19 protein-coding genes are annotated in these 23,419 nt (G+C 27.8%); 16 read left to right on the top strand and 3 right to left on the bottom strand.

Annotated elements, in window-relative coordinates; genetic code table 11:
- The first annotated feature begins 23 nt into the window (after window positions 1-23).
- The 4 genes from H2684_RS08980 to H2684_RS08995 all read left to right on the top strand — a co-directional run bounded on the left by H2684_RS08980 (window position 24) and on the right by H2684_RS08995 (window position 7,189).
- The gene (locus H2684_RS08980; RefSeq protein ID WP_182089072.1) at window positions 24-1,022 is read left to right on the top strand and encodes a LacI family DNA-binding transcriptional regulator; all 999 of its coding nucleotides are present in this window, start codon (window positions 24-26) and stop codon (window positions 1,020-1,022) included.
- A gap of 51 nt (window positions 1,023-1,073) precedes the next feature.
- A complete protein-coding gene (locus tag H2684_RS08985) occupies window positions 1,074-1,679 on the top strand; it encodes a DedA family protein (protein ID WP_182089073.1) in 606 nt (201 codons plus the stop codon).
- A 238-nt stretch (window positions 1,680-1,917) separates the two neighbouring features.
- Window positions 1,918-6,003 (top strand): AAA domain-containing protein, encoded by a 4,086-nt coding sequence (locus H2684_RS08990; RefSeq protein ID WP_182089074.1) that lies wholly within the window; start codon window positions 1,918-1,920, stop codon window positions 6,001-6,003.
- Between the two features lie 118 nt (window positions 6,004-6,121).
- On the top strand, window positions 6,122-7,189 hold the full coding sequence (locus H2684_RS08995) for a mannose-1-phosphate guanylyltransferase (protein ID WP_182089075.1): 1,068 nt from the start codon (window positions 6,122-6,124) through the stop codon (window positions 7,187-7,189).
- 163 nt (window positions 7,190-7,352) lie between these two features.
- Here H2684_RS08995 and H2684_RS09000 read toward each other — a convergent pair whose 3' ends face one another.
- On the bottom strand, window positions 7,353-7,973 hold the full coding sequence (locus tag H2684_RS09000) for a DNA-3-methyladenine glycosylase (RefSeq protein WP_182089076.1): 621 nt from the start codon (window positions 7,971-7,973) through the stop codon (window positions 7,353-7,355).
- Window positions 7,974-8,148: 175 nt separating this feature from the next.
- On the opposite strand from H2684_RS09000, the gene larC reads away from it, so the two are divergent.
- The 4 genes from larC (at window position 8,149) to H2684_RS09020 (ending at window position 13,249) form a co-directional block, all read left to right on the top strand.
- Window positions 8,149-9,393: a nickel pincer cofactor biosynthesis protein LarC gene (gene larC, locus H2684_RS09005; RefSeq protein WP_182089137.1), complete on the top strand. Its 1,245-nt coding sequence runs from the start codon at window positions 8,149-8,151 to the stop codon at window positions 9,391-9,393.
- Window positions 9,394-9,419: 26 nt separating this feature from the next.
- Complete coding sequence (gene larB, locus H2684_RS09010) at window positions 9,420-10,169, top strand: nickel pincer cofactor biosynthesis protein LarB (RefSeq protein WP_182089077.1); 750 nt, start codon at window positions 9,420-9,422, stop codon at window positions 10,167-10,169.
- Window positions 10,170-10,464: 295 nt separating this feature from the next.
- A complete protein-coding gene (locus H2684_RS09015; protein WP_182089078.1) occupies window positions 10,465-11,853 on the top strand; it encodes a radical SAM protein in 1,389 nt (462 codons plus the stop codon).
- Between the two features lie 127 nt (window positions 11,854-11,980).
- Window positions 11,981-13,249 (top strand): extracellular solute-binding protein, encoded by a 1,269-nt coding sequence (locus H2684_RS09020; protein WP_182089079.1) that lies wholly within the window; start codon window positions 11,981-11,983, stop codon window positions 13,247-13,249.
- Between the two features lie 163 nt (window positions 13,250-13,412).
- Here the strand turns inward: H2684_RS09020 and H2684_RS09025 are convergent, their stop codons facing one another.
- Window positions 13,413-14,537 (bottom strand): glycosyltransferase family 1 protein, encoded by a 1,125-nt coding sequence (locus H2684_RS09025; protein ID WP_182089080.1) that lies wholly within the window; start codon window positions 14,535-14,537, stop codon window positions 13,413-13,415.
- Window positions 14,538-14,703: 166 nt separating this feature from the next.
- On the opposite strand from H2684_RS09025, the gene H2684_RS09030 reads away from it, so the two are divergent.
- Genes H2684_RS09030 through H2684_RS09045 form a run of 4 tightly spaced genes read left to right on the top strand, consistent with a single transcriptional unit; the run spans window position 14,704 to window position 17,757 of the window.
- On the top strand, window positions 14,704-15,711 hold the full coding sequence (locus H2684_RS09030) for a CotS family spore coat protein (protein WP_182089081.1): 1,008 nt from the start codon (window positions 14,704-14,706) through the stop codon (window positions 15,709-15,711).
- Between the two features lie 21 nt (window positions 15,712-15,732).
- Complete coding sequence (locus H2684_RS09035) at window positions 15,733-15,924, top strand: hypothetical protein (RefSeq protein ID WP_182089082.1); 192 nt, start codon at window positions 15,733-15,735, stop codon at window positions 15,922-15,924.
- Between the two features lie 37 nt (window positions 15,925-15,961).
- A complete protein-coding gene (locus tag H2684_RS09040; RefSeq protein ID WP_182089083.1) occupies window positions 15,962-16,702 on the top strand; it encodes a spore coat protein in 741 nt (246 codons plus the stop codon).
- A 35-nt stretch (window positions 16,703-16,737) separates the two neighbouring features.
- Complete coding sequence (locus H2684_RS09045; protein ID WP_182089084.1) at window positions 16,738-17,757, top strand: CotS family spore coat protein; 1,020 nt, start codon at window positions 16,738-16,740, stop codon at window positions 17,755-17,757.
- A 51-nt stretch (window positions 17,758-17,808) separates the two neighbouring features.
- Here H2684_RS09045 and H2684_RS09050 read toward each other — a convergent pair whose 3' ends face one another.
- Entirely contained in the window at window positions 17,809-18,939 is a 1,131-nt protein-coding gene (locus H2684_RS09050) for a glycosyltransferase family 1 protein (protein ID WP_182089085.1), read from the bottom strand.
- A 114-nt stretch (window positions 18,940-19,053) separates the two neighbouring features.
- Here H2684_RS09050 and H2684_RS09055 point away from each other — a divergent pair, with 114 nt between their 5' ends.
- The 4 genes from H2684_RS09055 (at window position 19,054) to H2684_RS09070 (ending at window position 23,350) form a co-directional block, all read left to right on the top strand.
- A complete protein-coding gene (locus H2684_RS09055) occupies window positions 19,054-20,061 on the top strand; it encodes a CotS family spore coat protein (protein WP_182089086.1) in 1,008 nt (335 codons plus the stop codon).
- Window positions 20,062-20,207: 146 nt separating this feature from the next.
- Window positions 20,208-21,089: a sporulation peptidase YabG gene (yabG, locus tag H2684_RS09060; protein WP_182089087.1), complete on the top strand. Its 882-nt coding sequence runs from the start codon at window positions 20,208-20,210 to the stop codon at window positions 21,087-21,089.
- A 202-nt stretch (window positions 21,090-21,291) separates the two neighbouring features.
- A complete protein-coding gene (locus H2684_RS09065) occupies window positions 21,292-21,528 on the top strand; it encodes a Veg family protein (RefSeq protein WP_182089088.1) in 237 nt (78 codons plus the stop codon).
- Window positions 21,529-21,796: 268 nt separating this feature from the next.
- Window positions 21,797-23,350, top strand: a complete 1,554-nt coding sequence (locus tag H2684_RS09070; RefSeq protein WP_182089089.1) for an SPOCS domain-containing protein — start codon at window positions 21,797-21,799, stop codon at window positions 23,348-23,350.
- Window positions 23,351-23,419: the final 69 nt, after the last annotated feature.

Here is a 23,419-nt window from a genome sequence, read left to right on the forward strand (position 1 = left end):
AATTGAATCGGTAGGTGAATAAAATGGCAGCATCAATTAAGGATGTAGCTAAGGAAGCAGGAGTATCTATAGCTACAGTTTCTAGAGTATTAAATGATGTAGACGTTGTAAATGAAGAAACAAAAAAGAAAGTTGTAGAGGCTATAGCAAAATTAGGATACAGACCTAACATAATAGCAAGAAGCCTCAAAACCCAAAGAACGAAGACTATTGGTATAATAATACCTGATATATCAAATCAATTTTATCCAGAAATTGTAAGAGGAGCAGAAGATGTAGCTAATATATATGATTACAATATAATGCTCTGCAATACAGATATGGATTCTGAAAAGGAAATGGAATATCTAAGGGTTATGAAAGAAAAAATGGTAGATGGAATCTTATATATGAGTGCTTCTTTGAAAACTACTATTTTAGATCTTATAAAACAGCTTCAACTTCCAATGGTTCTTGTAGAAACTGCAAATGATGCAGATGATATTTCAAGTGTAACCATTGATAATAAAAAAGCTGCATATGATGGTGTTAAGTATTTGATTGACAAGGGAAATAAAAAAATAGCATATATAGGTATAAATCAAGATAATGCTAATGGCAGTGCATTAAGATACAGTGGATATAAACAGGCACTTGAGGAAAATAATTTAACTCTTAATAAAGATATGACTTATTTTGGTGGGTTGAAAGCAAAAGATGGATATAAAGGTATGAATACTATACTTGATAAGGAAAACATAGATGCTGTATTCTGTGGCAGTGATGAACTTGCTATGGGAGCTATAAATGCACTTAGAGACAGAAACATAAGAGTACCTGAAGATGTAGATGTAGTAGGATTTGGAAATATATATTCATCATCTATATTTTATCCAAAGATAACAACAGTTGCTCAACCTATGTATGATATGGGATCTGTTGGAATGAGGATGTTAATAAAGAATATAAATAAAGAAAGTACAGGTACAAAAAAATATGTATTACAACATAATTTAATAGAAAGAGATTCATGTAAAAAATAAATTCTATTTTAAATAATTTGCTAATTGGGGACTATTAGGAAAGGAAAGTTTATGATAGAGGCATTGATAAATTTAGTTGTTGCGATTCTAGCTAAGACTGGATATATAGGGATTTTTATTGGCATGGCATTGGAAAGTGCATGCATACCTATACCTAGTGAGGCAATACTACCATTTGGAGGATACCTTAGTTTTTCTAAAGTTCTAAATTTAACTGCTGTTATATTAATTGGAACATTAGGAGGAACCTTTGGGTCTTGTGTTGCATATTATATAGGAAAAGTTGGAGGAAGGCCCCTTGTTGAAAAATATGCAATTAAACTTAAACTTTCTCAAGCACATATAAAAAAAAGTGATGATTACTTTAATAAATATGGAGAGAGTATAGTTTTCTTTTCAAGACTATTGCCTATAATAAGGACATTCATCTCACTTCCTGCTGGGATAAGTAAGATGGACTTTAAAAAATTTGTAGTATATACTTTTATAGGTTCATCATTTTGGAGTATCATTTTAGCATTTGCAGGATATAAGATGGGAGAAAACTGGGAAGTAATAAGAGAGTGGTTTCACTTTGCAGATATAGGCGTAGTTGTTGTGATAATAGGATTTGTAGGATATAAATTGTTTCTTAAATTTAGAAAAGTAGAAGCATAAATACTAACAATATGAGAGTTAATGCAGTAAAAAGTATATTTCTGTATTAACTCTTTTTATTTATCTCCATAACTTGACCTGTAATTTTATGTTAATAAAAAATATTGTCAATTAACTCTGAAATTTGTTTAACGATTTTTTTGTATATTACATATTTTAATGGTATAATTTAACATAAAAGTAAGTATATTAATTGAATTGATTAAATATACAACTGTTTTTTACAAAGGGGGATAATATGGATTACAGGGATAAGGTAGAAAAAATATTCTTATATTTGTTAAGCTTAAAAAATATAAATGAAAAAATAATAAGAAGCGTGTACGATTATGATAAATTGTATTGGGAAGAAGATTTTTTAAATTTGCAAGGATGTGCTATAAATAAAAATTCTAACAGTGATTTTTGGATAGAGGTAAATAAAAAGTCTGGAAAATTATATGATGATTTCTTTAAATTATATCAGCAGAATGAAAAGTGTGGAGAAAGTTTTGAGATAATATATGGATATGGACTTATGTGTTGGAAAATAGACAATCAGGAAATTATTCACCCTGTACTTGAAACAAGAATGAAGATAGAATTTAATGCCTTAAAAAGGTCATTTGATTTAGTCCCTTCAGGAAAAACTAAATTTCAGTCAAGTATATTTGAAAATATAAACAAGATTGATATAAAAGATATATTTGATTTAGAAGGTAAAATTGCCAATATGGATTTGGATCCTAGAATTAAGGAAGAAGTTAAAGAAGTTTTTGAAAATATAATTAAAAGTTTTAATGTCAAAGGACAGGTTAAGTATGGACATTTTTCTAAAAATAAAATTAAACTCAATGGATTTCCTGTATTGTATAATACATTTGTTATATTTGTAAGGAAAAATAATATGAAATTATGGCAAAGTGAAATAAATAATATTTTAACACAAATTAGGAATGGCTGTTCAATACCTGAACCTATTAAGCTATTAGTAGGAGAAAGTACAGTAGAAGATAAAAATATGGACAAAGATAATTGGGACAAGGTATCTGAGAGAGTAATGTTTCCCCTTCCAGCAAATTCTGAACAGAAAGAGATAATAAAAAGGATATCTGAAAATTATGGTGTAGTAATGCAAGGACCACCAGGTACAGGTAAAAGTCATACTATAGTGAATCTTATATGCCATCTTCTCACTTATGGAAAGAGAATATTGGTTACTAGTCAAACAGATAGAGCACTTAGAGTACTTACTGAAAAGATACCTGAAGAAATAAAACCACTTTGTATAAGTTTACTTGGAAATGACTCAGAATCATTTAAAAAATTGAATGATTCAGTGAGAAAAATAACAAGTAATTTGTCCTCGGATCCAAAAAGTATATCAAAGGATATAGAACTTTTAAAGCATCAACTTAACTCATGTATAGATAAACAGAAATTACTTTATAGAAAGTTAAAAGAATTACAGGATCTAGAGGATCAAACTATAAATTATTCTAATAAAAAGTATACTTTGATAGATGTAGCTAAATGGGTTAAAGAAAATTCTGATGAATATGCATGGATAAAAGATCCGATAAGCATAAAAAATAGTATGCCAATATCAAATTATGATTTTGAATTATTAAAGGATTTATTAGTTGAAGTAAGTAGAGAAGAAAAATGTAAATTTGATAGTATAAAAAACATAATAGACAAGCTACCAGAAGATGAAAAAATATATTCTACTATAATAAAGTACAAGAAGTTAAAGCCAAAGTATAAGGAATATACAGATAGTATAAAGGATTGGTATGTACCTCATAATGATAGATGCAATTATGATGAGCTTTTGAAGGCTATTTTAGATTGTAAAAATAATTTAGCTAAATTTAGAAATACTATGTGGGAGGAAGTATTTAAAAGTTATAATGAAAATACAATTGTACGTCAGGAGTTTAAAGATCTATATTATAGGTCAATAGATTTAATGATGGTTATTACTAAAACATCAGAGAAAGTTAGAAGTCATAAGATTGAGATTATGGAACAGGATATGGACAAGTTTATTAAAAATTTTGATATTGTCTATAAAACCTTAGAACAGAAAAGAAAGTTTAGAAAGTGGTTTAAAATAATACATCCTGAATGTGGATATGTTATTTCAAAGTGCAGTATAGATGGAAGACAACTTTCAAATATGGATCAAGCTATTATAATGAAGTTATTTCTTAAAAAAACATCTGCTTTAAAAGAATTAAAAGTTATATGGGAAAATACTATTAAGGATTATAGAAAAGATACTGAAGATATAGAACAGATGGATATATTTAGTTTACAAGAAAATATTGAGAAGTTGAAGACTATTGTAAAGTGGAATGACATTTATAAATCCAAGGTATTAGATAGACTGGGGAAAATAGTACTTCCTGAAACTATAAATTGGTATAGAATAGATACTTACGATTATTTAGAAAATTGCGTTAAAAATCTAAAAAATATAGAAGAATATAATAATCTCAAGGCATATCTGGATAATCTTCAAAAACTTATGGAATTAATAAGAGATGATGTAGGTGAATATTCTAAATTAGAAGATATGTCTGAGGATAACATAAATAAGTTTGCAAGTAGGCTGAAACAGATTAGAAAAAGACAAAGTAAAGTAATGAAAATTAGTGAAATAATAGATAAGATGGGAAGGGTATGTCCTAATACAGTAAAAGATATAATTCATAATTGGGATAAGTCAAAGGATATGTACAAAAATATTGATAAAGCATGGAGATGGGTTCAATGGAATAGCATTTTGCAAAAAATTAAAAAGTTGAATCCGGAAAAGATTGAAGAGGATCTTGAAACAGAGAAGATGAGAGAAAAACTCATAATGAAAGACTTAGTTGCAAAGAGTACATGGTATAATCAAATATTAGGTACAACAGAAAGTCAAAAAAGAAGCTTATTTTCATGGATGCAGGCAGTTAAAAGAATCGGAAAGGGGAGAGGAAAGATGGTGGCTAAATACAGAAAAATTGCTCAAAATGAAATGGAAAAATGTAAAGATGCAATTCCTGTATGGATTATGCCACTAAATAGAGTTATTGAAAACATAAAATTATCTGAAAATAAATTTGATGTGATTATATTTGATGAAAGTAGCCAAAGTGATGTATTTTCTCTATGTGCACTTATGAGAGCTAAAAGAGCTGTTATAGTTGGTGATGATAAACAAATAAGCCCTGAAGTTGTTGGAATAGATCAGAAAACTGTTTCAAATTTAATAGATAAGTATTTAAAGGATATACCGGACAATCAATGGTTTGATCTTCAGACAAGTTTATATGATACAGCTCTTAGGGTATTCCCTAATAGATTAATGCTTAGAGAACATTTTAGATGTGTACCAGAAATAATAGGGTTTAGCAATAAATTAGTTTATTCAGATGAGATAAGGCCACTTAGATATCCTACTTTAAAGGAAACATTCTATCCTCCTGTAAAAGCTGTAAAAGTAAATGGAAAGAGAAGTCCTTCTAAGGCTGTAAATAAAATTGAGGCAGAAGCAGTTGTAGACAAGATTGTAGAATGTTGTAAGGATCCTAAATATCAAGGAATGTCAATGGGAGTTATATCACTTCTAGGAGATGCACAGGGGAACTTAATAGAAAACTTACTTAGAAAGAAATTAGGTGTTGAAGAAATTATAAAGCGAAGAATTGTATGTGGAGATGCTTATTCATTTCAAGGAGATGAAAGAGATATAATGTTTTTATCAATGGTAATTTCCAAAGATGTAAAATTTGCACCTCTTTCAAGAGATACGGATGTAAGGAGATTTAATGTTGCTTCAAGTAGAGCGAGAAATCAAATGTGGCTTTTCCATTCCGTAGATTTAGAAGATTTAAGCAAGGAATGTGTTAGATATTCACTTCTTAATTATTGCATGAATTATGATAAGTTTATTATGCATAAGGATAAAGTAAAGCCAATTTTTCAATCTGATTTTCAAAAGGATGTTTACTCACTTATAAAAGGTAATGGATATAATATAGAACCTCAAATAAAAATTGGAAGATATAATATAGATTTTGTGATAGAAGGTGATAGAACTAGGGTAGCAATTATATGTGAAGGTGATAATTCAAGAGAAAAGTATAACTTTAAAGAGTATGTAGAAAGACAACTTGATCTTGAAAGAGTAGGATGGGTGTTTTTGAAGATACGAGGAAGCGAGTTTTATTTGAATCCTGAGGATGTGATAAATAGAATATTTAAACAATTAAATGATTTAGGTATAAAGCCTGAAGGTAGCGTTAATAGTAATTCTGTAGATATTGATTTGAAAAAGCTTAAAGTTGTATGATAACAATTGCCAATCTAACCTCACAATTTATATTAATGAAACATATAATACTAGTGTATTCTGATAAATAGGTTAAATATAATAATTTTAACTTAAGCAATAATTAGGAGGAAAATACTTGTTATATGCATTGATTTTGGCAGGTGGAAAAGGCACTAGACTTTATCCTCTATCAAGAGCTAAAAATCCAAAACAGTTTTTAAAGATTATAAATAATAAAAGTTTTTTAAGAAGTACTGTAGATAGAATTACTCCTTTAGTAAGTAAAGATAATATATATGTTATTACTAATGAAGAATATATAGAAAAAGTGCAGGAAGAACTTCCTGACATAAAAAGAGAAAACATATTTTCAGAACCTAAAAACAGAGAAACTGCTACATGTATTGGATTTTCAGCGATTAAATTGTTAAAAAAGGATTCTTATGCTTCAATGATAATTTTGCCATCAGATCATTATATAGATGATGAAAAATTATTTGTAGATACTATTAAACAAGCCGTACAAATTGCAGAGAAAAAGAGAGGACTTATAACAATTGGGGTAAAACCAACAAGACCTGAAACAGGATATGGTTATATACAGATGGGTGAGAGAATAAATGCACCTATTGCGAGTTTTAAGGTGGAGAGATTTTTAGAAAAACCCAATTTAGAAGTAGCTAAAGATCTTATTATGAAAGGAACTTATCTTTGGAATAGCGGTATATTTGTATGGAGAGCAGATGTGTTTTTAAGAGAAATGCAAAAATACCTTCCTAAGATGTATAAAAGCATGCTTACTATCTATGAAAGTCTAAATACAAAGTATGAAAAGAAAGTAATTTCTGAGCAATATGATATAATAGACGGCATTTCAGTTGATTTTGGTATAATGCAAAAAACTAGGAAGGCCTATGTGATAAAATGTGAGTTTGTATGGGATGATATGGGCACATTTACTGCTATAGGCAGATTCCTAAAAAACTATAAAGGAAATAAGGTTAGAGGGAATACATTTTTAGAATCTGCTGAAAACTGTACTATATTTGGAGAAGGAAGATTTGTAATAGCTTTTGGAGTTAAGGATCTTATAATTATAGATTCTGATGATGTACTTTTAGTTATGGATAAAAATAAGGATCAGGAGGTTAAGTATCTAGTAGATGTTATAAAAAATAAAAAGGGTTTAAAAGGATATTTGTAAATTTGATTATCATAGTAAAATCATGAGAATTATGCCTCATATAGCATAGTTATCATGATTTTACGATTTTATTTCATGTTCTCTTTTTAAGGCATCACTTTTAAAATCATACATCTCAGAACATTCTAATATATAAACATAGTTCATAAATTTATTATTCCTCCTATGAAGTTGGTTTTTTAGATACATATATATTGTCTTTTATATAAAATCTCCAAGGATAATCTGCTGCTTCTTCAGCATAATCTATTCCTATTCTTTTTGCCGATTCAATTGTAAAATCATATTTTTCAGGATCTAATATATATAATTCATTTTTACATAAATCACAATTGTTAAGACGCCTATCTATTTCAAGAGCTTTACAAAGTTTTCCAGGCCCATTTGTCAAATTTATTTTCTGTTTTTTTGAAAGTTCGTTATAAGATTTATTAAATCTATTGAATGACATAATGTCAAGATTGTCTATAGGTTCTAATGCTCTTACAAGAATTGCATTTGGAATATTTTTATCTTCGGTTGTAATATTAAAACAATTATACATTCCATATATCATAAATACATAAGAAATTCCACAAATTCCATACATAACTTCTGTTCTTTTAGTTCGTCTACCTCCATAGGAATGGGCAGCTTTATCTGTAATTCCTTTATAAGCTTCAACTTCAACTATTTTACCAGAAAGGATTTTACCATTTATATTATGGACTAGTATTTTGCCAAGTAGTTCTTTTGCAACTTTAAGAGTATCTCTATTGTAAAAATCTCTTGTGAGCTTTTTCATATTTTCACCTCATTTATGTATTTATAATTTTAATATTAGTATATCGTAAGTATATCGTAACGTCATATAAAATTACATATAGTTTTTTAAATCTTTTTATTGGATATTAATAATTATGTTACAATTATTGTGTAGTATATGTTTTATTACAAATTAATGTTATGGAGGTAATTTAATTATGAAAATACTGTACTATGATTGCTTTTCAGGAATAAGTGGAGATATGAATTTAGGTGCAATGATTGATATTGGTGTTGATAAAGATTATTTAATATCAGAGCTTGCAAAGTTAAATGTAAATGAATATAGCATAAATGTAAAAAAAGATACAAAAAATGGTATTTCAGGTACAAATGTAGAAGTTATTTTATCAGAAGAAACTCATCATGATCATCATGACCACCATCACGATCACCATGGTGCCGATCATCACCATCATAGAAATTTACCATATATCGAAAAAATTATAAACTCAAGTGAATTAAATTCTAAAGTAAAGAAAATAAGCATTGAAATTTTTAAAAAAGTTGCACAAGCAGAGGCAAAAGTTCACAATAAGCCTATAGAAGAAGTTCATTTTCACGAAGTTGGTGCAGTAGATTCTATAGTAGATATTGTTGGTGCAGCTATATGTTTCGATTATTTAAATATAGATAAAGTTATAGCATCAAAAGTTGAAGTTGGAAGAGGATTTGTAAAATGTGCACATGGGACACTTCCAGTACCGGCACCTGCAACTTCAGAGATATTAGAAAATATTCCAATAACATCTAAAGTGCCTTTTGAGGCCACTACTCCAACAGGAGCAGCAATTTTATCATATTTTTCATCTGATTTTACAGATTTAAAAAATTTTAAAATAGAGAGAACGGGATATGGAATAGGGAAGAAAGACAATGAGGATATACCAAATGTTCTTAGAGTATTTATAGGTGAAAGTAATGAGTCTGCCATTTCAAGTGAAAGCTCACATAGAGGATATATGAAAGATGAAATAAGACTTATGGAATGTAATATAGATGATATGAACCCAGAAAATTATGATTATGTTATGGATAAATTAATGAAAGCTGGAGCTGAAGATGTATATTTAACGCCTATAATAATGAAAAAGGGAAGACCAGCAGTAAAGTTAAGTGTACTGTATAAAAAACAATATGAGGATCTTATAAGAAATAATATCTTCTTAAATACTACAACTTTAGGTGTAAGAAAGATTGATTTAGATAGAGATATTCTAGAAAGAAAGATTGAGAAAGTAAATACTAAGTTTGGTGAAGTATCTATAAAAGTTTCATATTATGAAGATAGAAAAATAAATTTTAAACCGGAATATGAAGATTGTAAAAAACTTGCCATAAAAAATAATGTAAGTATAGATGAAATTAAAAGAGAAGTAATAAAATCATACAAAGAGTAATATAATTATTAAATAAGGTGATTGCGTTGGAATTAAAATATATAAAAGATATACTTGAAAAAGTTAAAGATGGATCTTTAGATATAGAAGATGCCTCTAAAAAGCTATCTGATATGACATTTAAAGATTTAGGATATGCCAAAATCGATAATAACAGAGAATTTAGAGTTGGTTATCCTGAAGTTATATACTGCGAAGGAAAGACTCCTGATCAAGTAAAAGGTATAGTAAAGTTTATGATGACAAAAGGTGATAACATACTTGGAACTAGAGCAAATGAAGAGCACTATAAAGCTGTAAAAGAAGTATGTTCTAAAGCAAAGTATAATAAAGAGGGAAGAGTAATAACTGTAACAAATAAAAAGATTAAACCTTCAGATACCTATATAGCTATTGTAACAGCAGGAACTTCTGACATTCCAGTTTCTGAGGAAGCAGCTTTAACTGCAGAGATGTTTGGGGAAAGAGTTGAAAGAATATATGATGTTGGAGTTGCAGGAATACATAGATTATTCAATAAATTGGATTTAATAAGAGGTGCAAAAGTGATAATTGTTATAGCAGGAATGGAAGGAGCACTAGCAAGTGTTGTTGGTGGACTAGTAGATAAACCTGTTATAGCTGTTCCAACTAGTGTTGGTTATGGGGCCAATTTTGGAGGTATTTCTGCGTTGCTTTCTATGTTAAATAGCTGTGCAAGCGGTGTCAGTGTGGTAAATATAGATAATGGATTTGGGGCAGGATATTTGGCAAGTATGATAAATCGAATTCACTAGAAAAGTAGTTTAATTTATTATTGGATATACTATATATTTGTCAACATGAAGATATTTGAAATGCATGCATTTTAATTCAATTATAATAGTATTTTCATATAAATCTTTTTAGCACTTTAAATGGTTATAAATATCAAGAAATATCTATAAAAGTGTTAAATTGCACATTAAAATGGTGAATGTTATAATTAAGATGTAATTATAAAAACCATATATGTATAGGGATTACTTATTTTATTGCAATATTAAAGCAATCATTTCTTATAAATTTGGTGTTTGTTAGGAGGAATAGCAAATGAAATTGACAGGAGTGTTGGAAAAAACAGCTAAAGATGCGTTAGTTAAGGCTTGTTTGCAATTGCTAAATAGTGATAATCCTGAAAATAGTATTGATAAATTGTTTGCACTTGTAAAAAAGACTGTAGGTAATAATGATGAAAGTATGTCAAAGGTTTTAAGAGTAGAGGAGCTATACAATACTAATCCAGCTATTCATGAGTTAGTTACAAGGATTGTGAGAGATACAAATAGAAATTGCATGAATAAATTTTTCACTAACTTTTTTGCAAATGCAGCCTGGTATGGTATACCAAAAAGAGCTAAATTTTTTGAAAAGACAGGCATAAAAACACCATTTACAATACTTATTAGTCCTTCTATGAGGTGTAACTTACGATGCACTGGTTGTTATGCTTCAAGCTATAGTAAAAAAGATGATATACCATTTGAAGAATTGGATAGAATTATTAAAGAGGCAAGAGATCTTGGAATTTATTATTTTGTAATTCTTGGTGGGGAACCATTTATAAATGACTATATGCTTGATTTGTATAAAAAATACAATGATTGTATGTTTACACCTTTTACTAATGGTACACTTATTACAGATGATATAGCTGATAAATTGCAAGAACTTGGAAATGTAATACCTATGTTTTCTCTTGAAGGATTTGAGGAAGAAACAGATAAAAGAAGAGGAAAAGGCGTATTTAAGAAAGTTATGCATGCTATGGATCTTTTAAGAGAAAGGGGAATTCTATTTGGAGTTTCTTCTGCCACAGGTAGATACAATGTAGATGTAGTAACTTCTGATAAATTTGTAGATATGCTTATAGAAAAAGGATCTAAGATGAGTTGGTATTTCCTGTTTATGCCAGTTGGGAAGAAACCAGATACAAAGGGAATGCTTACCCCAGAGCAAAGGGTTTATCTTGGTAAAAGAGCTAGAAAAATACGTACTACTAAGCCATACTTTACTATAGATTTCTTTAACGATGCACCTTATGTTGGAGGCTGTATAGCAGGAAAATTCTATTGTCATATAAATTCTAAAGAGCAAGTTGAGCCTTGTATATTCGCACATTTTTCAGTAGATAATTTAAAAAATGGCAGAAAACTTGTTGATGTATTTAAGTCAGATTTCTTTACAGAATTAAGACATAGACAACCATATAACAAGAATTTGCTTTTACCTTGTATGATGATTGATAATCCAAATGAAATTAGAGAAATTGCTAAAAAAACTGGAGCTAAACCTACTGATGAAGGTGCAGAGATGATGCTTCAGGATAAAAAGTTCAAAGAAGAACTAGATAAAGTATCAAGTGATTTTAAACCTTATGCAGAGAAGGCTTGGAAGGAAGAATTTAATTCAACAGGAAATTATAAAATGTCAAAAGGCTAAATAAAAACTGGAGAATATTTATTCTTCAGTTTTTTATATTAATATATTTTAAATAGTCACAATAGATTTTCCTATTTTGTGATATAATTGTCTTGTATAATTTTAAATGAATTTTAGGAGAATATCCATGAAACGTTATATAAAATTATGTGTTATTTTCATAATGATTTTAAATTTAAGTTTAGGTGTATCATGCCAAAAAAAAGATGAAATTGAGAAAAGTAAAGTATATATTGGAACTATAAATGTTATAACAGATGAAAGACATAAGAATCAGTTTGAAACTGCTGCTGAGGAATTTAAGAAAATTCATAATCAGGCTAATATAAATGTAAAAGTTTCTAATGATATAAGAGAAAATATTGACAGCTTATTAAAAAATAAGAAAAGTGAGTCAGATATATTGACAGTTAATGATGAAGATTTAGATTATGTTTTAGACAATTATAAAAGTGATATTTTAAATTTGAAATCTAGAGTTTCAAGTTATAAGGGATCTATACTGTCAAATAAGATTTATAATGCTACTGTAAATGGAAATATATATGCAATGCCATGGGACGTTTTACCTGAACTTATAGTGTATAGAAGAGATATATTTAAAACTAATGATGTTAATCCAGATGATATAAAGACATGGCAAGACTATATAGAAATAGGAAATAAGTTAAAAGAGAAAACTGGTATGAATTTTATGGTAAATTGTAAAAGCGATAGTAATCTAAATATGATTCTTGCAAATCAACTTGGAACTAGTTATTTTAATAGTGATAAAGAATTGGATTTTAAGTCTGGAAAATGGACCAAAATATTTGACCTAGAAAAAGAACTCTATAATAATAATTTAATTGTAAATGTTGACTCTGATGATAAGCTTTTATCTATGGCTAAAGATGGAGATATTCTAACATTTATTGCTACACCATATTTGGCGTATGATCTAATGAATACAATGAAAAGTGATGATATTTGGGGTGTTATGAAGTTGCCTGCATTTGAACCAGGTGGAAATGAATCAGTATCTGTAGGAGGAACTAACCTAGTTATAAATAAAAATTCAGATAATGTTGATCTGTCAAGTGAATTTATAAAATTTATACTAACAGATGATAAATTACAAATAGACCTATTAAATAATTATGGAAGAATTCCAGTATATAAAAATGCATATTATTTTAAAGATATAAATAGATTTGTAAATTATTACAATAATAATATATGGAAACTATTTATAGATAGTCAGATGCAATCTTTCAATATAAAATATACAAAGTATTTTCCAGAAGTTAAAGACAAGATTAACGCTATTTTAAGTCCAGATAATTTAAAAAGTAAAGATAAGAAAGATTTAGTTTCAGATATAACAAAAGCTATTGAAAAAGTAGTAGTGCAATAAAATTTTAGATTAATTTGGTAAATTTACTAATAAAAATTTGTATAAACGTTTACAAGAAAAAGATTTTATTGTATAATATATTAAGGGGATTTAATCATAGGGTTTTTTTAAATATATGAAATCTTTTAACTAGGGGCGGAAAGCTAGTTAAAAGATTTTATTTTTATATTTTCATATTTACTACCTTGTTATATACGTCGATTGTTTGTTCAGCAGTTTTTCTCCAAGAAAACAGCTTTGAGCGATTTAAACCCTTTATACTTAGTTCATTCCATATCCCTTTTTCATTTAAAATTGCTTCAATAGAGTACATAAGACTTTCTGTATCTTTTGGATCGATTAGTATTGCACCATCACCTGTTACTTCTGGTATAGAAGATATATCAGAAGTAATTACTGGAGTACCACAGCTCATGGCTTCAAGTGGTGGGAGTCCAAATCCTTCATAAAGAGATGGATAGACAAATAAATCAGATGCATTATAAAAAATTGGCATTAATGAATTTGATACAAATCCAGTAAATTTTATGTTTTTTTCTATATCTAGAGTTGAACAATATTCTTTTAATTTTTGAGAATCATCTTTATTTGATCCAACTATAACTAAATCATAATCTCTATCTAAATTTTTGTGAACTTTGGAAAATGCATCTATTAAAAAAGAAACATTTTTTCTAGGGCTAAAGCCTCCTATATACAGTATAAATGGCTTATCTATATTGTACTTGGATTTTATTTCATTTTTACACAGAGTTTTGTCTAAGGGTTTATATTTTTTATCCGCTGCTAGTGGAGTGACGAATATTTTGTTCTCATCTATGGGAAAAAATTTAAGTATATCTTTTTTTGAACATTCGGATACGGTTATTATTGCATCAGCTATATTCATAATTTTAGGCATTTCTTTAAGAAATTTTGTAAGATATCCTCTGCCAACAGTTTCAGGTAATATATATGGTATTAAATCATGGACAGTTATCACTTTTTTGCAATTTATATTTTCTGAAATACCTATCCCGTTTTGAGGTATATGATATATATCTACAGATTCTTTTTCTATATTCCTTGGAAAATAGTACTGTTCAAAAAATCTATGTTGTCTTTTAGACGCCATTATTATTTTAGTATTTTCTTTATTAAAATTTTCATATTTGTTTCCAGACCAATATATATGATAAAAGTTTTCACTATGATTTTTTAGCATATATGTCAATATTCTATTTGTATAAGTACCTATTCCAGTACCTTTATACCAGTTAATTCCCCTTGCATCAATGGCAATTTTCATTAATTTTACCTCCATAATAAAGCAGACTGAAAAGTAATTGAGCCTTTGGGTTAAGACACTATAATATATACTATTGTTTTATATATAAAAAGGTGAATTTTAAGATTTATCACATACATAAATATTTATTCATATACTACTATATAGTGATTTTGGAGGGAAAACTTTGGATATTTTAATGGTACAGAAAAGCGTTGAGAGAAATTATAATATCCACATTGAATATATTGAAAAAATAAAAAATGTATATAAAATTAATACACAGTATGGAAATTTTTGTTTAAAAGTAATAAATTATGACATTGGACATTTTTTGTTTATTATTTCTGCCATGGAGCATTTACAAATGACTGGATTTAAAAGTGTACCTAAAATAATAAAAACAAAATATGGAACAAAATATATAGAGCTTGAGAATAAGTTTGCTTATTTGACATTATGGATTGATTCAAGAATAGCTGATTATAATGATAAATCTGATATTTATATTGCAGCTTTAAAATTAGGACAGCTTCACAATAAAAGTTTAGGGTTTCAATTAACAGAAAAAATGAATCCTAGAGTGGGATGGTTTAAATGGATAGAAACATTTAATACAAGAAAAAATGAAATACTTGACTTTAAAAATAGAATTTTAAAGAAAGACAAGAGAACAGAATTTGATAATCGATATATTAAAAAAATAGATGATGAAATTGAAAAATGTAAGTATTCCATTAGAAATATTGTAAGTAGTAACTATCTTGAAAAAATGAAAGTGGAAGTTTTGAAAAATGGATTTTGTCATCATGATTATGCAAATCATAATATACTCATAAGTTCTGATAGACAAGTAAATATAATAGATTTTGATTATTGTATTTTAGATACACATCTACATGATTTGGCCAGCTTACTTATAAGAACAATGAAACATGGTAAGTGGAGTATTCGTATGGCAGAATTTATATTAGACACTTATTCTTCTGAAAATACAGTATATCAGGATGATTTACCTGTTATGGCTGGATTTATGGAATTTCCACAGGACTATTGGCAAATTGGAATACAGTACTATTGGGAAGAGAAGCCATGGGGGCAGGATGTATTTTTAAAGAAGTTACAGAAGATATTTGAAGATGAAGAGCAAAAACAGCAGTTTATAGAAGAGTTTAGAAGAAAAAAATATAATTAAAATTTAAAGGAGGAAACTTCTATGTCTCATAAAAAGAAGTCTAAAAGTAAAGAGGAAATAGAAAATCAAGATTTAGGATATTATGAAAATAAAGTAAATAGTTTAAAGAAAACAGTAAAACAGCTTGAAAAGATAAAAAAAAGAAGAAAGGAAGTTCAGGAGTTAGAAAGAAAGAAGAGAAGGATAATGAAAAAAATGAAAAAACGTCATTGAGAATTTTGTTATAACTATAAAATGAGGTGATTTCTTAGTGTATTATGATAACCTTGATTCATGTTTTAGTAAATATCTTGAAGATAAAAATATAATTAAGGTAAATAATTTTCAGAAACAAAAAAAAGATATAGATGTATCAAAAATAGAAGAACAAATAGAAATAATAAATGAATTTCATAATAGAATGATTGGTTATACAGGTCATATGAATAAAAGGCTTACAAATAGTCTTGGTAGAACGGTAGAACAATATAAAATTTATATCAAATGGCTCAGTAGAGATATAGATAGGATAAAACATAATGGATCAAATACTGAATTTGAAGAGATACTTGAAAACAAAGGAGAAGATTATTTAGATCGTGCTAATAAATGTATAGAAGATATATATAATAATAATTATATACATCTTCTGAAAAGAAGTATGGTTAGGAATGAAGTGTGTCTTAAAAATGTATATTTTAATAACTTAAGGAAAGTAGAAGATGTAATACAAGTAATTAATATAAATGGTTGCTCTTATAACATGATAGAAATGGATGAAGTTAATTTTTTAAAGAAACTAAAGAAAAAAATATTGAATATGGATCCTAGTAGATTTGTATTAAAATTTTGTGATATATCAAATTTAGATAAAGATAGTTTCAAATTTATAATTTCTATGTATAACTATCCATATGAATTTATGAAATGTTGCAATAAATATAGATATAAAAGGGAACTTATTGGAGAAGAAGAATGTGTTAATGAATTAAAGAAAATTGTACAAACTTAGATTTATTTTATCAATTTAATTTGGAGGTATTATTTGTGTCATACAGATACAGTGATAGAAAATGTCTTACTGAGTATGAACTTTGTGTTGAACTTTTTAATAGCTTTAATTTGAAGGCATATGATGTAGTACCTGTGAGAAATGTCTATATGGTATCAACTGATAAAGGTGAAAAGATATTAAAAAAGGTTGAATATACTATAGAGGAGCTTAATTATATATATGATGTTATAACATATATAAAAAAGAAGTTTAACAGAGTAGTAAATTTTTTGAAGAATAAAGATGGGAATATATATACTATATGGAATGGGGATATGTATTGCATAATGGATGTAGTTGATGGAAAAGAGTGTAATTTTAACAATCCTATAGACCTGACATATGCATCTAAATCATTAGGAGAGATGCATAGAGCTTCACAGGGATTCAAAACTGATTTAACAGGAAAGTATAATAATGGGAAAATAATCGATACATTTAATAGAAGAATTCAAGAAATGGAGTTTTTCAAAAACATTGTAGGAATACATGAAAATAAAAATGAATTTGATGAAATATTTATAAAAGATGTGGATTACTATATTGATCAAATAAAAAATAGTATAGATATGCTAAATGATGCAGGGTATTATAAGCTATGTAGCGAAGATGATAAGATAGTTGTGTGCCATAATGATTTAGCTTACCATAATATATTGATAAACGGCGGTGAAGCATATTTTATTGATTTTGACTATGCCATAATAGATATCAAGGTACATGATCTTTGCAATTTTATAAATAAAGTTATAAAAAACTTTGCTTTTGATATTAGTAAAGCTGAAATTATTATAGAAAACTACTGCAAAACTAATACTTTAGATAAAAGAGAGATGAAAATTTTAGATGCAATGTTGAATTTCCCTTATGATTTTTATACTATATCCCGTGATTATTATACTAGACGTAAAGAATGGGATGAGAGTGTATTTTTAGATAGGCTCAAAAAGAAGGCTGCTTATAAAGATGATAGAGAGGAATTTTTAAAGAATTTTCATAAAATTTCATTTTAGATTATGGTTTAATAAAAAAAGTTTGTGCCAATATATGCACAAACTTTTTTGTTAAGTTTTATTTATTATCTTTCCATATATATTCAAGGTTTGTTCAGCAGTTTTTTTCCAACTGAATTGTTTAGATCTTTCTATCCCAGATTTAGATAGCTTATCATAAAGTTTTTCATCAGATATTATATTTATCATAGCCTCGCATAATTCTTCATAATTTTCAGGGTCTATTAAAGCAGCATTTTCTCCTACAACTTCAGGTATAGAGGTTCTATTTGAAGTTATAACAGGTATACCGCAGGCCATAGCTTCAATAGTAGGCAGACCAAAACCTTCATAAAAAGAAGGATAGACAAAAAGCTTAGCGGCATTATATATATAAGGTAGATGTTTTATTGATATAAAGCCTGGAAATATAACTTTATCTTGTATATTTAATTCCTCTGCACACTTTTTATATAAGGCATAAGATTTCCCTTTATTGCCTGCAATAACAAGCTTTATAGGCTTCTTATATAGTGAAATAAATTTACTAAAGCTTTTAATAATTCCTATTATATTTTTCCTTGGACTGAAACCACCAACATATAGTATAAAATCTCCTTCTATAAAGTAATATTTTTTAGCTATATACTTGCTTATATATTTGTTGAGGGGTTTATATATATCTTCACTTGCAAGAGAAGTTACATATATTTTATCCTCTGGAAAATCAAAAGCTTTCATTATGTCCGCTTTAGAGAAGTTAGATACTGTAATTATTCCATCGCATTTAGGTATTATTTTAGGAATATATTCTGAAAATAATTTTAGATATCTATCACTTACGGTTTCGGGCATTCGATATGGAATAATATCGTGAAGAGTTATAACGAATTTGCAATTACACTTAGAAGATAGGCCAACTCCATTTTGAGGAATATGATAAAGTTGTACCTGTTCATTTTTTAAAATATTTGGGGTAGCTACCTCATCCCAAAAAGTATCTTTACTATTACTGTATTTAATATCATTAAGTTTAAAGTTTCTTTTTAATCCCATTTCAGATCTTGAGTCTTCTGGCATAAATACAGTGTAATTATTTATCCTATCTATTTTATTTAGACAATTGATTAGTTGGTAAGTATAAGTACCTATGCCAGTACCCCTATACCATTTGGCAGCACGTCCATCAATTCCTATTCTCATGATAAAATTCCCCATAAAATTAGTATATTCTATTATATTAAACTGCTATGAAAAGTGTTAATATTATTCTAAATTAATATGCCTACTCATATAAATATATAGAGGTGATTGAACATGATGCGAGAATTTGAAATAGAAAGGCAGTTTAATATTAAAATTGAGTCAATGAAGCCTAATAGGGGAGTATATTTGTTAAAAACTGATAAAGGCCCTAAATGTTTAAAAAAAATAAACTATGGTACCCAAAAGCTTTTGTTTGTATATGGTGCAAAAGAGCATCTTATTAAAAATGGGTTTCCAAGAGTGGATAAGTATTCCCTTAATATAAATGGGAATCCCTATGCTCTTGTTAATGAGGATATATACACATTATCTGAATGGATTCCAGGAAGGGATTGTGATTTTAAAGATGATGTAGATATCAAAAATGCAGCAAAATGTCTTGCAAATCTCCATGAATCTTCTAAAGGGTATATTCCACCTGAAAATAGCAAGTTAAAAACTGATCTTGGAAGATGGCATCATCTAATGGAGAAGAGAGTTAGATCTCTTGATAAGATGAGAAATATGAGTAGGAAAAAAAGTAATAAGGGAAAGTTTGATATGAATTATATAAAGGAGGTAGAGTTTTATAAAGATTTTGGTAAAAGAGCTATAAAAGTACTTAATAATTCAAAATACGATGAATTATGTGAGATTACAGAAGAAGAAATGAGTTTTTGTCATCATGATTTTACTTATCACAACATAATCATAGATAATAATAATAATGTAAATGTAATAGATTTTGACTATTGCAAAAGGGAAATAAGAGTATATGATATCTCAACTTTTATGATAAAAGTTTTAAAGAGAGTAAATTGGGATATTGAATATGCTAAATTAATAATAGATTCTTACAATGAAGTAAGTGAACTTAAAGAAGAAGAGTATACTGTTTTATTTGCTTTTTTGTTATTTCCACAAAGATTGTGGAGGCTTGCTAATAGATATTACTATAATGAAGTCAATTGGCCTGTAAATACTTTTAACAATAAGATTGAACAATTGATCTCAGAAAAGGAAAAATATATAGAATTTATTGATAAATTTAAGGATGTTTATAATTTAAAAGAAGTATGATAAATATAATTTTTACTATGAAAGGTTTCTTTAGTTATTGAATTTATAAGCTAAAGGAACCTTTTACTTTTTTTGATTTTATCATGCACTTAAATCAATGGATTTCATATTATAGGTATTATAACTAGTTGTGCGGAGATGGAGATATGAAAATAGGGGACATGGTTGTAAGAAAATCCTATGGTAAAGATATAACTTTTAAAATAATAGGAATTGATAAGATAAATGGGAATTTTTTATATACGTTAAAGGGAAGAAATCTTAGAATAATAGCTGATGCTTCTGAGGATGATTTAGAATTAGTTTCAGATGATTCACTTACTGACAATGAAAAGATATTTACTAAAAAGATTAATAAATCAATCACAAATATATTAATAAGTAGAGGTGGCTTTAGAGGGGAAAGGGGTGGAGAAGGTAAACTTTTAAGATTAAATCAAAGTAGTTTTAAAAATGAACTTGCTTTTGGTAGACCAGGTAAGATACTTCATGTAGATGGAGATGCAGAATATCTTGAGATATGTCTTAAAGTATATAAACAGCTTATGTTAGATGTAGTTGGTGAAAATATACCTGAAAAGGATCAGCCAGATAAAGTATTGGAACTTGTAAAGAGAATAAAACCAGATATTGTGGTTATTACAGGTCATGATTCAATTGCAAAGGAGAGTAGAAATTACACAGACTTAAATAATTATAAAAATTCTAAATACTTTGTAGAAACAGTGTCAGCACTTAGAAATTACGAACCTAATTATGATGATTTAGTTATATTTGCAGGGGCATGTCAATCTTGCTATGAAAGAATTTTAGATTCTGGTGCAAACTTTGCAAGCTCACCAAGTAGGGTTTTGATTCATTGTTTAGATCCAGTTTTTCTCTGTGAAAAAATAGCCTATACAAATATAGAAAAGGTAGTTTCTATACAAGAAGCATTAGAGAATACAGTAACGAGAACTAATGGAATAGGTGGATTGCAGACTAGGGGGAAGTATAGAGAGGGTTTTCCAAAATCACCTTATGTATAAAATTATTAATATTGTAGATAATAATGTATATATAAGACAATATAAGAAAAATTAATGAAAAACAGCTTAAATTATAGAACTTTACCTGTGTTTACAAAAAATTAATATTGACAAACTGAATTGTTAATTGTATAATAAAATATTCACTTGACAGTATACCCATAAGGGTATATAATATAGTAGTGGAGAGAGGGTGTTTAATATGGCAAAGCCAAATGTTTTGGCTTCTATAAGAAGAAATATTGAAGGCCATGTAGGCGATGAAGTTACGTTGAAAGCAAATGGTGGTAGAAGAAAGGTTTTCGTAAATGAAGGCGTGATAGAAAAAGCTTATCCTAGCATATTCGTGATAAGATTAAAAAATGACACTCAAAGAAAAGTCACATATAGCTATTCAGATGTTTTGACTAAGACAGTTCAGCTAGTATTTTCAGCATAATATAATTATATAAGATTTTATATTCCAATCAATAATATTCAGTTTATACATTGTAAAATATGAATTAAATAATAGTTATTTTTTTGTGTACTCCATCCATTTGGATGGAGTAATTTTGTATACAATATATTAAAATTACAATTTAATTATACTTTAAACTTGATGTAAATTCAAATTTATTTAAGATGATTTTATTTTTATTTTTAGCATAATTTTCATAGTTTATCTATATAAATAAATAGTAGATCTTATGAGGAGGATAAACTGTATGAGTATAGATTTGATTAAGGAAAATATAGAATGTGAACAACTTCTTGCTGAGAATTTTTGTGATACCATAATAAAATCTGAATATGTAATACCTGATACTCACCCAGATGTTTCTAATATTTTAGTACTTGATGCATCGCCAACAATAACAAGTACAGAAGTTATGCAAGATAAGATACTTATAGAAGGAAAAATTGATTATAATATACTGTATTTAGCACAGGAAAATGATGAGCAAGGAGTATATAGCGTAAACTATACAGGTGATTTTTCAAATTATGTAGAAATACCTGGTGCAGAGCATACTATGAGTTGTGATTCAAACTGCTATATTGAACATATGGATTGTATGATAGTTAATGAAAGAAAAGTTCAAGTTGAAGGAATTGTAAAACTAAAAGCAGAAGTTTATAAAAATTATAATTTTGAAGTAATAAAAGATATAGATAGTCAAGATGATATACAAATGCTAAAAAATCCAGCTACTTTAGATAAAATAATGGGAACAGTTTCTGGAAATTTAATAGCAAAGACAGAAATTCAAATGTCTTCGGATAAACCCCAGATAGGAGATATATTAAAAGTTAATACAATCATTCATAAAAAAGATGTGAGCATACTTGAAGATAAAATTCAGCTATCGGCATATGTGCTTATTAAGTTTATGTATAGGGGGAAGGATAGCAATGAAATTGTATCAATAGAAGATGATATACCAATAAATAAGGAACTTGAATTAAGTGGAGCAATGCCAGCTATGGATAGTTTTACAGATTTCAATATGGATGGAATAGAATATACAGTAAGGGAAGATGATCTTGGAGAAGATAGAATAATAGAAGTAGAGGCACTTGTTAAATCCAACACGAAAATTATGTATAAAGAAGATATGGATATAATAGAAGATGTTTATTCACCAGAATCTCTTATGGATATTGAAAAAAAGGATTATGAATTGAATGTTATTCATGGACAAAATACCGTTCAAAATATAGTTAAATCAAATATAGAATTAGATGATAATGAGAGGCTTCAGAGTATATATATGTGTGATGGTGATGTATGTGTAACAGATAAAAAAATAGTTGAAGATAAAGTGATTGTAGAAGGAGTTCTTAATGTAAAAGTTCTGTATAGCAACTCAAATGGGAGCATAAAAAAAGCTAATGAAGAGATACCATTTACATGTTCAGTTGATGTACCGGGGAGTAAAATTGATATGAAGTGTATTGCAAAAGCATCTATTGAAAGTATAGACGCAGATATAGAAGTAAATACTATAGCTGTTAAAGCTATAGTAGAAGTTTATGCAAGAGTTAACTACATTACTCATAAAGAATTTTTAGTTAATGTAGATAATATTGATGAAGAAATTCCAGAGAAGAAATCAAGCCTTACTATATATGTAGTTCAAAATGGAGATACTTTATGGAAAATAGCAAAAAGATATTTTAGTACTATAGAAAATTTAGTAAAGTTAAATAATATAGAAGATCCAGACAACATAAAAATAGGAGATAAACTTCTTATACCTGGAAGAGCTATAATTTAAATTTATATTGTAAGTATTTTATTTGTGAATTTATATAAACTTCAGTGGTTTTTAGCTGGAGTTTTTTTG

It is taken from the genome of Clostridium sp. cel8 (assembly GCF_014050525.1).
Taxonomy (GTDB): domain Bacteria; phylum Bacillota; class Clostridia; order Clostridiales; family Clostridiaceae; genus Clostridium_B.